Annotated in this window: 12 protein-coding genes and 1 tRNA gene; 9 read left to right on the forward strand and 4 right to left on the reverse strand. The window is 67.3% G+C overall.

From position 1 onward, the window contains the following. The first annotated feature begins 11 nt into the window (after window positions 1–11). Complete coding sequence (locus tag IMZ29_RS20205) at window positions 12–1,286, forward strand: phenylacetate--CoA ligase family protein (protein WP_216187508.1); 1,275 nt, start codon at window positions 12–14, stop codon at window positions 1,284–1,286. A 75-nt stretch (window positions 1,287–1,361) separates the two neighbouring features. On the opposite strand, the gene IMZ29_RS20210 is transcribed toward IMZ29_RS20205, so the two are convergent. The 3 genes from IMZ29_RS20210 to IMZ29_RS20220 form a co-directional block, all read right to left on the reverse strand. Continuing rightward, a tRNA-Thr gene (locus tag IMZ29_RS20210) sits at window positions 1,362–1,437 on the reverse strand. Window positions 1,438–1,497: 60 nt separating this feature from the next. Then, a complete protein-coding gene (ispH, locus tag IMZ29_RS20215; protein WP_216187510.1) occupies window positions 1,498–2,475 on the reverse strand; it encodes a 4-hydroxy-3-methylbut-2-enyl diphosphate reductase in 978 nt (325 codons plus the stop codon). A gap of 2 nt (window positions 2,476–2,477) precedes the next feature. After that, complete coding sequence (locus IMZ29_RS20220) at window positions 2,478–2,951, reverse strand: FKBP-type peptidyl-prolyl cis-trans isomerase (RefSeq protein ID WP_216187512.1); 474 nt, start codon at window positions 2,949–2,951, stop codon at window positions 2,478–2,480. A gap of 68 nt (window positions 2,952–3,019) precedes the next feature. Between IMZ29_RS20220 and radC the strand changes: the two genes are divergently transcribed. The 3 genes from radC (at window position 3,020) to rpmG (ending at window position 4,505) form a co-directional block, all read left to right on the forward strand. Then, window positions 3,020–3,730, forward strand: a complete 711-nt coding sequence (gene radC / locus IMZ29_RS20225; RefSeq protein WP_216187514.1) for a RadC family protein — start codon at window positions 3,020–3,022, stop codon at window positions 3,728–3,730. Between the two features lie 330 nt (window positions 3,731–4,060). Beyond that, a complete protein-coding gene (rpmB, locus tag IMZ29_RS20230; RefSeq protein ID WP_216187516.1) occupies window positions 4,061–4,294 on the forward strand; it encodes a 50S ribosomal protein L28 in 234 nt (77 codons plus the stop codon). A 43-nt stretch (window positions 4,295–4,337) separates the two neighbouring features. Continuing rightward, window positions 4,338–4,505 (forward strand): 50S ribosomal protein L33, encoded by a 168-nt coding sequence (gene rpmG, locus IMZ29_RS20235; protein WP_014750397.1) that lies wholly within the window; start codon window positions 4,338–4,340, stop codon window positions 4,503–4,505. 114 nt (window positions 4,506–4,619) lie between these two features. Here rpmG and IMZ29_RS20240 read toward each other — a convergent pair whose 3' ends face one another. Continuing rightward, window positions 4,620–5,810, reverse strand: coding sequence for an MFS transporter (locus IMZ29_RS20240; RefSeq protein WP_216187518.1), 1,191 nt, complete (start codon window positions 5,808–5,810; stop codon window positions 4,620–4,622). A 101-nt stretch (window positions 5,811–5,911) separates the two neighbouring features. Between IMZ29_RS20240 and IMZ29_RS20245 the strand changes: the two genes are divergently transcribed. The 5 genes from IMZ29_RS20245 to IMZ29_RS20265 all read left to right on the forward strand — a co-directional run bounded on the left by IMZ29_RS20245 (window position 5,912) and on the right by IMZ29_RS20265 (window position 11,238). After that, a complete protein-coding gene (locus IMZ29_RS20245; RefSeq protein WP_216187521.1) occupies window positions 5,912–6,421 on the forward strand; it encodes a MarR family winged helix-turn-helix transcriptional regulator in 510 nt (169 codons plus the stop codon). Window positions 6,422–6,574: 153 nt separating this feature from the next. Beyond that, window positions 6,575–7,792: an ABC transporter substrate-binding protein gene (locus IMZ29_RS20250; protein ID WP_216187523.1), complete on the forward strand. Its 1,218-nt coding sequence runs from the start codon at window positions 6,575–6,577 to the stop codon at window positions 7,790–7,792. A gap of 94 nt (window positions 7,793–7,886) precedes the next feature. Continuing rightward, a complete protein-coding gene (locus tag IMZ29_RS20255; protein ID WP_216187526.1) occupies window positions 7,887–9,752 on the forward strand; it encodes an ABC transporter permease in 1,866 nt (621 codons plus the stop codon). Next, window positions 9,749–10,552, forward strand: a complete 804-nt coding sequence (locus IMZ29_RS20260) for an ABC transporter ATP-binding protein (protein WP_216187528.1) — start codon at window positions 9,749–9,751, stop codon at window positions 10,550–10,552. Before IMZ29_RS20255 ends, IMZ29_RS20260 begins: the two co-directional genes overlap by 4 nt. After that, window positions 10,549–11,238 (forward strand): ABC transporter ATP-binding protein, encoded by a 690-nt coding sequence (locus IMZ29_RS20265; RefSeq protein ID WP_216187531.1) that lies wholly within the window; start codon window positions 10,549–10,551, stop codon window positions 11,236–11,238. The genes IMZ29_RS20260 and IMZ29_RS20265 overlap by 4 nt, the downstream gene beginning before the upstream one ends. Window positions 11,239–11,356: the final 118 nt, after the last annotated feature.

Consider the following 11,356-nt stretch of genomic DNA (forward strand, 5'->3'; position numbering starts at 1 on the left):
AGGGAACGACCATGACCGAGTTCTACGATGCGTTGGAAGTGCGCGATCCGGAGCAACGCGAGCGCGATCTGATGGCCGCGCTGCCGGGCGTCGTCGCCCGGGCAGCGGACACGGCACCCGCGCTGGCCCGGCAACTGGCGGGTGTGGACACGTGGGCGGTGAACAGCCGCCAGGCGCTGGCCCGCTTGCCCGTGTTGCGCAAGAGCGAACTGCTCGAAGCCCAGCAGCAGGCGCGCGCGGCCAATGCGCCGGCATCCCTGACACGGCGCGAGCGCGTGTTCGGCGGCTTCTCGGCCGTGGGCTGGGGCCAGGCACTGCGGGTGTTCGCCTCGTCCGGTCCGATCTACGAGCCGGAGACGAACCGCCCCGACTATTGGCGCTTTGCGCGCGCGCTCTACGCCGCAGGCTTTCGCTCGGGCGAGCTCGCGTACAACTGCTTTTCCTACCATTTCAGCCCCGCGGGCTCCATGATGGAGACGGCCGCGCATGCCCTGGGCTGCACGGTATTCCCGGGTGGCACAGGCCAGACCGAGCAGCAGGTACGGGCCATGGTCGATCTGGCGCCTGGCGGCTACACCGGCACGCCAAGCTTTCTGAAGATCCTGCTGGAGAAGGCCGACGAGCTGAGCGTGGCCCTGCCCTCGCTCAAGCGCGCGCTCGTCTCCGGCGAAGCCTTTCCGCCTTCGGTGCGCGACTGGCTGATCGGACGTGGCATCCAGGGCTATCAGGCCTATGGCAGCGCCGATCTCGGGCTCATCGCCTTCGAGACTGCGGCCCGTGAAGGACTGGTGCTGGGCGAGGACATCGTCGTCGAGATCGTGCGACCGGGCACGGGCGAACCTGTGCCGGACGGCGAGGTGGGCGAAGTGGTGGTGACGACGTTCAATCCGGACTATCCGCTGGTGCGATTCGGCACGGGCGATCTGTCGGCCGTGCTGCCGGGCGCCTCGCCCTGCGGGCGCACGAACACGCGCATTCGTGGCTGGCTCGGGCGGGCCGACCAGACGACCAAGGTACGCGGGCTTTTCGTGCACCCAGCACAAGTGGCCGAGGTGGTGGCGCGCCACCCCGAACTGCGTCGCGCACGGCTGGTCGTGTCTGGCAGCGGTGGACAGGATGCGATGTGCCTGCGCGTGGAGGCCGACACCTGGCCTGACGGACTGAAGGATCGTGTGGCGCAGACCGCGCGCGATGTCACCAAGCTGCGGGCAGACGTGGAGCACGTCCCGGGTGGCAGCCTGCCCAATGATGGCAAGGTGATCGAGGACGCCCGCAGCTACGACTGACGCACAAAACAAAAAACCCCCTGGGCCAAAAGCGCAGAGGGTTTCTGTCGAACGTCTCTCAACGAGGAGAGGTATTGGTGCCGGTGAGAGGAGTCGAACCCCCGACCTTCGCATTACGAATGCGCTGCTCTACCAACTGAGCTACACCGGCAGCAAAGAAAAAGATTATACCGTCGGTTTTGACAACGCGCAACTCGGCAGTTGCATCATGTCAGGTCCGGGCGAGACCTCGCGGCAACGGGAAGGACACGGCCTCTTCCGCCCCCGGCAGCGTACGCACGGACACGGCACCCAGTTCCTTCAGGCGCTCGATCACGCCACGCACCAGCACGTCAGGCGCGGAGGCGCCGGCGGTGACGCCGACGCGGCGGCAACCTTCGAGCCAGGCCGGGTCGATGTTGCGTGCATCATCGATGAGATGGGCGCGTGCGCCACGACGTTCGGCGACTTCGCGCAGCCGATTGGAATTGGAGCTGTTGGCGCTGCCCACAACCAGAACGAGATCGCACTCGGGCGCCATGACCTTGACGGCGTCCTGGCGATTCTGGGTGGCGTAGCAGATGTCGGCTTTCTTGGGCTCGGCGATGAGCGGAAAGCGCTGCTTCAAGGCCGCGACCACCTGGGCCGTGTCGTCCACGGACAACGTGGTCTGGGTGACGTAGGCCAGGTTGGCGGGATCGGCGACCTCGAGCGCGGCGACGTCGGCTGCGCTTTCGACCAAGTGCATGCCGGCCGGCGACTGCCCCAGCGTGCCTTCCACTTCCGGATGGCCGCGGTGGCCGATCATGATGACCTCGCGGCCTGCGGCGCGCATCTTGGCGACTTCGACATGGACCTTGGTGACCAGCGGGCAGGTGGCGTCGAACACGCGCAGCCCACGGTCGCCCGCTTCATGGCGCACGGCCTTGGATACGCCATGCGCGGAGAACACCACGATCGCGCCGGCCGGCGCATCGTCGAGCTCGTCGATGAAGATGGCGCCCTTGCCGCGCAGATCTTCCACCACATGGCGGTTGTGCACGATCTCGTGGCGCACATAGATGGGAGCGCCATGCAGCTCCAGCGCCCGCTCGACGATGTCGATGGCGCGATCCACGCCGGCACAGAAGCCGCGCGGCTGCGCGAGCACGACCTCGGCGCCCTCGGCCGGCAGCGTGCCGAGGTCAGTCTGGGTGAGCGTGGCCTGCATGATCAGAGCACTCCGAGAATGGCGACGTCCAGACGCAATGCCGCGCCCGCCAGGGGATGGTTGAAGTCGAAGATGGCGTGATCGCCCTGCCAGGACTTGAAGACGCCCGCGTAGCGGCCACCGTTGGGCGCGGTGAATTCGACCATGTCGCCGGCATCGAACGTGGCGTCGGGACCGGCGTTCTCGGCGAGCATCTTGCGCGAGACTTTCTGCACGAGCTCGGGATTGCGTTCGCCATACGCCTGCGATGGCGGGAGCTCGAAGCTCGCCTTGGTGCCCTCGGCCTGGCCGATGAGCACCGCCTCCATGTCCGGCGACCATTGCCCTACGCCCATCTGCAGGGTGGCGGGCCGGCCGGTGAAGGTGTCGGCGAAGACCTGCCCCTCGCCGGCACCGGATGCCAGCGTGATCCGGTAATGGAGAGTGACGTAGGAGCCCTCGGTCACGAGGGGCAGGGAGTGCGTGGATTCAGACACAGGCGGGCGCGCTCGGCTGGTGGATGGTGCCAATATGGCGGAAGAACCCTGCATTTTAAAGGCTATCCATGAATCCCCGAAGCCAAGTCGTCGCCACAGGCGGCCTGCGCAGCCGCGTCCCCCTCGACAGCCTGCCGCGCGAGCGGCTGTGGCGCCATGGCCCGGCCACGCTCACCGATGCGGAATTGCTGGCTGTCGTGCTCGGCACGGGCTTGCCGGGGCAGGACGTGCTCTCGCTCGCGCAGACCTTGCTCGTGGCCTTCGGCGGGCTGCGCGGCCTGCTGGGCGCCGAGCCCACGGCGATGATCGGCACGGCAGGCATCGGCCGGGCGCGCGCCGCGCAGCTCGGCGCCGTGATGGAACTGGCGCGCCGCTCGCTGGCCGAGGATCTCACGCGCGAGCACACGCTGGACGACCCTGCCCGGATGCAGGCCTATTGCGCACTCCTGCTCGGGCACCAGACTGTCGAAGTCTGCTACGCCCTCTTCCTGGACAACCGCCTGCGGCTGATCGCCAGCGAAGTGGTGAGCCGCGGCACCTTGGCCCAGGCCACGGTCTATCCGAGGGAAGTCGTGCGCGCCGCATTGCGCCACCACGCGGCCATGGTCGTCCTGGCGCATAATCACCCGTCGGGCGTGGCCGAGCCCAGCGCGGCAGACCGCCAACTCACCCGGCACCTGGCCCAGGCACTGGCCCTGGTGGACATCCGTCTCGTCGACCACGTCCTGGTGGCGGGTGGCCAGACCGTGTCGTTCGCCCAACACGGGTTGATGACGTAAGCCCGGGGTAGCTTGTCTTTGCTTCTCGCGTCGTGCTACAGTTGCGAGCTTCACAGTCTCTTGCTTTGGCCAGGGACGAGAGCGCAGATTTGGCTACTCGGGCAGACACTTTCCATGGGGCAACCTTTGGGGATGCCCACCCGAGCAGCGCCCCGAGGGTTGTCGCGGTATTGCCCGAGGAGACTTCCAGCGATGGGGCAGTGCATCAGGCACGCTTCTCGATGCGAGACGATCCGCGCAACCTTTGCACAGGCGGAACCCGGGATTTGGCCCATTACGGCTCGCCCCGCGGTTTTTCATACAACTTACGGAATTCAAAGAGGTTTGGTCATGGCGCGTGTATGCCAGGTAACCGGCAAAAAGCCGATGGTGGGTAACAACGTCTCCCACGCCAACAACAAGACGAAGCGCCGCTTCCTGCCCAACCTGCAATCGCGTCGTTTCTGGGTCGAGAGCGAAAACCGCTGGGTGCGTCTGCGTGTGAGCACGACTGCCCTGCGCACGATCGACAAGAACGGCATCGAATCCGTGCTCGCCGACCTGCGCGCGCGCGGCGAAGCCTGATACGCCATCACGGCACTGAACCCACACCTGTCAGGAGTCCACCATGGCTAAGGGTATTCGCGAAAAGATCAAGCTGGAGTCGACCGCTGGCACGGGTCACTTCTACACGACGACCAAGAACAAGCGCAACACGCCGGAAAAGATGCTGATCAAGAAATTTGATCCGGTCGCGCGCAAGCACGTCGACTACAAGGAAACCAAGCTCAAGTAATCGTCTTCGGACGATGCTCCAAGCATTGGTTTGCTGAAAAAGCCCGCTGGCGCTGCCAGCGGGCTTTTTTGTCGTCTGGCCGCCCCACCACTGAGGGCGCCAACCCACCTTCTTTCACGCGTCGATACGGTGATACGACGCCGGCGAGAACCGCGAACACAGGGCAAGAAGAATCACCGCGCCCACGATCATGACAACCCACGCCTGGGTCAGATCCTCGAAGCGATCGCGCAGCACACCCGCCAGCAGCGGCATGAGGCTCGCGATGAGGTAGCCGCCGCCCTGCACGAAGGCGGCGAGCATGCCGGCCTGGGACGGGTCGTCAACGTGATCCAGCGCGACGATGAGCGACAGCGGGAACAAGGCGCCAATGCCGATGCCCACGAGGACGCACGCCACGAGAGCCAGGCTCAGTGGCGCCACAGCCAGACACGTGAGGCCTGCGATGAGGGCCACGAGCACCCACATCAACGGCCCGCGCCGATCCGGAAAGCGGCCGATCCACGCAGACACGGCAAGGCCCGAGATCACCTCGGTCACCGTGAGGCCGCTCAAGAGAAAACCGGCGGCCGACGGCTGCCAGCCCAGGCTCGTGTAGTACGGCGGCAACCAGGCCAGCACCAGGGTGTACGCGCCGGTACCAATCCCGAAAAAGAGCATGAGCGCCCACGCGCGTGCATTGCGCATGAACCGGCGCGGCACGGGACGGGGCGCCGCGGACGCGCGCACTGGCGCGAGCTCGGGTCGGGCCCGGCAGGCAGCGCGCCATAGCGGCAAGGCGAGCAGCGCGGGAAGCGCCCAGATCGCCAGGGCAACCGGCCAACCTGCCCAGGCCGCCAGCCCGGCCGCGGCGGCGGCGGCCACCGCGGCACCCGCCATGATGCCCGTCGTGTACAGCGCGAAGACGCGTCCGGCCTGGTCACCGAAGCCGCGCTTGATGCACGCCGGCACGAGGGTCTGCACAAGCGCGATGCCGACGCCCGCGAGAATCGCCGTCAACAGCAATCCTGGCGCGGTGGTGGCGAAGAGCCGCGCGGCGCAAGCGAGCGCCACCAGCACAGCGCCCAGGGCAATGCCATTGCGCTCCGTCACCCACTGCGTCACGTACCGCCCTGCCAGGGCGCCCAGCCCCATCACGAAGATGGGCAGGGTGGTGAGCAGACTGGCCTGCGTGTGCGAGAGCCCGACAGCAGCCTGGATGCTGTCGAGCAAGGGCCCCAGCGCGGCGAGTGCCGGGCGCAGGTTCAGGGCCAGACCCACGATGGCGATCAGGGCGAGCCAGGATGTGCGACGCACGTCGTTCATGACAACTCTCTTGATGTAAAGTATCTTTATATCGAGATATTTTCGCATGCCCGGCAGTTTGGCGCGAATGCCGACGCGCCGCGGCACGGACAGGAGACAGGATGGGACAACGTGCGAGCCGGGCCCGGCAGGAATGGGCGAATGAACGACCGGACCTGGATGCCGACATCATGGCGCTGGCCGGACGGCTATTGGAAGCAGCCCATCGCCTCGAGCGCGACTGGCTCGCGCCATTGGCCTCGCGATTCGGCCTGCAGATCGGCGAGTTCGACGTCCTGGCTACCCTGCGACGAGCCGGACAGCCCTATGCCCTCACCCCAACCGCGCTGCACGAGGCCTTGCTGCTGTCATCGGGGGCGATGACGAGCCGACTGGATCATCTGCAGCGCAAGGGCTGGATCGAACGCCTGCCGGATCCGCACGATCGGCGCAGCGTGCGCGTCCAGCTCACCCCTGCCGGCATCGATCTGCTCGACACGTTGCTGCCGCTGCACGTCGAGAACGAGCAACGCGCTTTTGGGGGGATCGATGCGCGCGAGCAGCGCCAGCTCGACGCCCTGCTGACCCGGCTGCTGGAAGGGCTGAACGCGCCACGACCGACGACGGAATGAGACAGTGACTCGGGTAATCCCCAGGTGCCCACCCGTTGACACCCCTTATGCTCATCATTAGCATAACTCCACTGCCCCAACGGGCAGTTCTTTTTCCTTTAATAATGCTCACAATGAGCATAACTGCAGAGGCCCGCACGGACGGGAATCGACATGAGCGACACGGGGCGGATGTGGGGCGCGTTGGCACAGGCAGCGATCATGGCGCTGGCACTGGGTACCTCGAGCGCTCATGCGGCGGAGCCGATCCGCGTCGGCGAGATCAACAGCTACAAGGCACAGCCGGCCTTCCTTGAGCCCTACCGCCAGGGCTGGCAGCTCGCCCTCGAGCAGGTCAATGCCGCTGGTGGCGTGCAGGGCCGGCCGCTGGAGGTCATCTCGCGCGACGACAACGGCAACCCCGGCGATTCGGTGCGTGTCGCCGAAGAGCTGCGCACGCGCGAGAAGGTCGAACTCCTCTTCGGCGGCTTCCTGTCGAACACGGGGCTGGCGCTGACCGACTACGCCAAGCAGCGGCGCATGTTCTTTCTTGCTGCCGAGCCGCTCACGGACAAGATCACGTGGGCCCAGGGCAATCGCTACACCTTCCGCCTGCGCCCCTCGACCTACATGCAGGTGGCAGCGCTCATCCCGGAGGCCGCCAAGCTGCAGAAAACACGCTGGGCCATCGTCTACCCGAACTACGAGTATGGGCAGTCGGCCCTGAACAGCTTCAAAAGCCTCCTGAAGGCGCAGCAGCCCGACGTCGAGTTCGTGGCGGAAGTGGCGGCGCCACTGGGCAAGGTCGATGCCGGAGCCGTCGTCCAGGCCCTCGCCGATGCGAAGCCGGACGCGATCTTCAACATCCTCTTTGCCACAGACCTCACCCGCTTCGTGCGCGAGGGCGAGACCCGCGGCCTCTTCGAAGGGCGCGAGGTGGTCTCGCTCCTCACGGGTGAGCCCGAGTACATGGATGCGTTGGGAGCCGATGCGCCCGAAGGCTGGCTGATCACCGGCTACCCCTGGTATGCCATCGACACGCCGTACAACCAGCGCTTCGTCGCTGACTATCGGGCGCGCTTCAACGACTATCCGCGCCTGGGCTCGGTGGTGGGCTATGCCTCGCTGATGTCGATCGCCGAAGGCCTGAAGAAGGCGGGCGGCACGGACACCGATGCGCTCGTCGAGGCGTTTCGCGGGCTTACGCTGGACAGCCCCTTCGGGCCCATCACCTACCGGGCGCTGGATCACCAATCCACGATGGGCGTCTTCGTCGGACGCAGCGCGTTGCAGGAGAACAAGGGCGTGATGGTGGACTTCCAGTATCGGGACGGCGCCACATTGATGCCGCCCGACGAGGAGGTGCGGCGCCTGCGGCCGGCGGCCGACTGATGCAGCGCGCGCTGCTGAGCGGGCGCCACGTCCAGGGCGCGTCGACGCTGCCATCGCGCTGCGCGCGTCGGCATGACCCGTCGGTGCCGTCCTCATGACCTTTGCCGGCTTCCTGGTCCAGCTCCTGAACGGGCTGGCGAGCGCGAGCGCCCTCTTCTTCGTCGCGGCGGGCCTGTCCCTCATCTTCGGGGTGACGCGGATCGTCAACTTCGCGCATGGCTCGTTCTACATGCTCGGGGTGTACCTTGCCTACAGCGCCACGCAGGCCTGGGGCGCGAGCATCGGCGGCTATTGGCTCTCGGTGGTCGTCGTGGCACTGGGCGTGGCGGCCCTGGGCGCCCTGACCGAAGTGCTGGTGCTGCGCCGCACGTACCGCTCGCCCATGCTCTTTCAGCTGCTTGCGACCTTCGCCCTGGTGCTCATCGTGCGCGACGTCACGTTGTGGCTCTGGGGTCCCCAGGATCTGCTTGGCCGGCGCGCACCAGGGCTGGAGGGCGCGGTCACACTGCTGGGCCGTCGTTTTCCCACCTACGACCTCGTGCTCATCGCCCTGGGACCGGTGGTGCTGGGGTCGCTGTGGTGGCTCTTGCACCGTACGCGATGGGGCACGCTCATCCGGGCAGCCACCCAGGATCGCGAGATGCTCGCGGCGCTGGGGGTGAACCAGGCCTGGCTCTTCACGTCGGCGTTTGCCCTGGGGTGCTTTCTGGCGGGACTGGGCGGTGCACTGCAGGGCCCCAGGGTGCCCGCCAATCTCGCGCTGGATCTGGAAGTCCTCGCCAGTGTGTTCGTCGTGGTGGTGGTCGGCGGTCTGGGCTCCATCCCGGGTGCCTTTCTCGCCGCGCTGCTCATCGGGACAGTGAAGGCCTTGTTGACCGCCATGGGGCAGGTCGAGATCGCGGGCATGATGTTTACGCCGTCCCGGCTCACCCTGGCAGCCGAGTTCGTCGTGATGGCGGCCGTGCTGATCGTGCGCCCGTGGGGACTGATGGGGCGTGCGCCCTCGGCAACGCGGGAAGCCGCCACATTGCCCGCACCGCGGCGTGAGCGCACGCTCTCGCCGCTGTGGGGTCTGGCGGCACTGGCCGTGCTGGCGCTCTTTCCCCTCGTGACGGCACAAGCGCCGTACGCCACGATCCTGCTGACCGAGATCCTGATCGCCATTCTCTTTGCGGCGAGCCTGCACTTTCTCATGGGGCCCGCTGGCATGGACAGCTTCGGCCACGCCGCCTATTTCGGTCTCGGAGCGTACGGCGCGGCGCTGGCCGTCAAAGGTCTGGCGCTGCCCATGGAGGCCGCACTGGCCTTCGCGCCGTGGGTCGCAGCCGCGGCGGCAGCCGTCTTCGGCTGGTTCTGCGTCCGGCTGTCGGGCGTGTACCTGGCGATGCTGACCCTCGCCTTCGCACAGCTCGCCTGGGCCGTCGTCTATCAATGGGATGACGTGACGGGCGGCAGCAATGGTCTCGTGGGGCTCTGGCCCGCCGACTGGCTCTCTTCCGGCCCTGCCTTCTATTGGCTGACCCTCGCCTGCTGCGCGCTCGGCCTCGTCATCCTCTGGCGGGCCGTGGCTGCGCCCTTCGGCTTCGCCCTGCGCGCCGCGCGGGATTCCGCCGTGCGTGCCGAGGCCATCGGCATCCACGTACCCCGCGTGCAGTGGCTGGCCTTCGTGCTCGCAGGCGCAGTCTGCGGGTTGGGCGGCGCTCTCTTCGCGTTCTCCAAGGGCAGCATCTCGCCCGAGGCCCTGAGCATCCCGCGCTCAGTCGATGGCCTGGTGATGGTGCTGCTGGGCGGGCTGCAATCCCTCGCCGGCCCGCTGCTGGGTGCCGCGACGTTCACCTGGCTGCACGACACCGTGGCGCGCACCGCCGAATACTGGCACGCTGCCCTGGGCGTCATCATCCTTGCCCTCGTCCTGCTCGCGCCGCAGGGGATGGCCGGGCTTCTTGGGAGGCGAACATGAGCGTGCCCTGGCAGACCATCGAGACCTCCCCCGCCGCCACGCGCCTGGCCGTGCGTGGGCTCGCCAAGGCGTTCGGGGGCGTACAGGCAGTGCACGACGTGTCGTTCTCGGTGACCGCCGGCCACATGCTGGCCCTGATCGGGCCCAACGGCGCCGGCAAATCGACGTGCTTCAACCTCGTCAACGGCCAGCTGCGCCCGGACCGCGGCAGCGTCCACCTGGACGGCATCGACGTCACGGGCCAACGCCCGCGCGACATCTGGCGTGCGGGCGTTGGCCGCACCTTCCAGATCCCCGCGACCTTCCGCTCGATGCGCGTGCGCGAGAACCTGCAGGTGGTGCTGGCCTCGCGAGAGCGGCGCACCCTCGGCCTGTGGCGCCCGCTGCGCGAACGGTTTCGCGACGAAGCCATGGCCTTGCTCACGCAGGTCGGCATGCAGGGGCAGGCAGAGCGCACGTGCGGCGTGCTCGCCTACGGTGACGTCAAGCGTGTCGAACTGGCCATGGCGCTCGCCGGCCGGCCAACCCTGCTGCTCATGGACGAACCCACGGCCGGCATGGCCGCCGACGAGCGTCATGCCCTCATGGCGCTCACGCGCGAGCTCGCGACGCAGCACGGGCTGGCCGTCCTCTTCACCGAGCACAGCCTGGACGTGGTGTTCGCCCATGCCGATCGTATCGTGGTGATGGCGCGCGGCCGCGTGATCGCCGAGGGCACACCTGAGGCGATCCGCGACGACGTGACGGTGCAGGCGGCCTATCTGGGCGTGCCGGACACCGAGGCAGGAGTACCCGCATGACGATAGCGCCGTCCACCGACCACATCCGCGAGACGCCGCACGCCCTGCTCACCGTGTCCGGCCTGAACGCCTGGTATGGAGACGCGCACGTGCTCTTTGACGTGGCGCTGTCTGTCGCGCCGGGGGAGGTGCTCGCCCTCACCGGACGCAACGGTGCCGGCAAATCGACCGTACTCAAGTGTGTGATGGGGCTAGAAGCCCGGCGCAGGGGCGAGCTGCACTGGGAAGGCCGCTCGCTGCTGGGACTGCCCACGCATGAGATAGCCCGCAGCGGCATCGGCTACGTGCCCGAGGACCGCCGCATCTTCACCGATCTGACGGTGCTCGAGAATCTCGAAACCGGCCGGCGCGCGCCCCGCCCCGGCCTGCCCGCCTGGACGCCCGAGCAGCTCTTCGCGATGTTTCCCAATCTGGCTGCAATGCCGCACCGACGCGCGGCACACATGAGCGGCGGTGAGCAGCAGATGCTCACCATCGCGCGAACACTGATGGGAAACCCGCGTCTGGTGCTGCTGGACGAACCTTCCGAAGGCGTGGCGCCCATCATCGTGGCGCAGATGGCCGAGGCGATCGCCGGAATGAAGCGCCAGGGCCTGGCGGTGCTGCTATCGGAGCAGAACGCCCACTTCGTGGCCCGCGTGGCGGATCGCGAGGTCCGGCTCGATCAGGGGCGGGTGGTGGACTGACGGTATGTGGTGGCGAGACGCATAAAAAAACCCCAGGCAAGTGAACTGACCCCCGAAAGTTGGACGGTTGGTTGATAGGCTGGGCTATGAGGGCTGAGTCCTGTACTGCACAGGACTC

The organism is Verticiella alkaliphila, assembly GCF_018904615.1.
GTDB lineage: Bacteria > Pseudomonadota > Gammaproteobacteria > Burkholderiales > Burkholderiaceae_B > Verticiella > Verticiella alkaliphila.

Excerpts from the sequence above, each read along its gene's own strand:
- IMZ29_RS20205 (WP_216187508.1), top strand. The coding sequence starts at position 12 with ATGACCGAGTTCTACGATGCGTTGGAAGTGCGCGATCCGGAGCAACGC.
- ispH (WP_216187510.1), bottom strand. The coding sequence starts at position 2,475 with ATGCAGGCCACGCTCACCCAGACTGACCTCGGCACGCTGCCGGCCGAG.
- radC (WP_216187514.1), top strand. The coding sequence starts at position 3,020 with ATGAATCCCCGAAGCCAAGTCGTCGCCACAGGCGGCCTGCGCAGCCGC.
- rpmB (WP_216187516.1), top strand. The coding sequence starts at position 4,061 with ATGGCGCGTGTATGCCAGGTAACCGGCAAAAAGCCGATGGTGGGTAAC.
- rpmG (WP_014750397.1), top strand. The coding sequence starts at position 4,338 with ATGGCTAAGGGTATTCGCGAAAAGATCAAGCTGGAGTCGACCGCTGGC.
- IMZ29_RS20240 (WP_216187518.1), bottom strand. The coding sequence starts at position 5,810 with ATGAACGACGTGCGTCGCACATCCTGGCTCGCCCTGATCGCCATCGTG.
- IMZ29_RS20245 (WP_216187521.1), top strand. The coding sequence starts at position 5,912 with ATGGGACAACGTGCGAGCCGGGCCCGGCAGGAATGGGCGAATGAACGA.
- IMZ29_RS20250 (WP_216187523.1), top strand. The coding sequence starts at position 6,575 with ATGAGCGACACGGGGCGGATGTGGGGCGCGTTGGCACAGGCAGCGATC.
- IMZ29_RS20255 (WP_216187526.1), top strand. The coding sequence starts at position 7,887 with ATGACCTTTGCCGGCTTCCTGGTCCAGCTCCTGAACGGGCTGGCGAGC.
- IMZ29_RS20260 (WP_216187528.1), top strand. The coding sequence starts at position 9,749 with ATGAGCGTGCCCTGGCAGACCATCGAGACCTCCCCCGCCGCCACGCGC.
- IMZ29_RS20265 (WP_216187531.1), top strand. The coding sequence starts at position 10,549 with ATGACGATAGCGCCGTCCACCGACCACATCCGCGAGACGCCGCACGCC.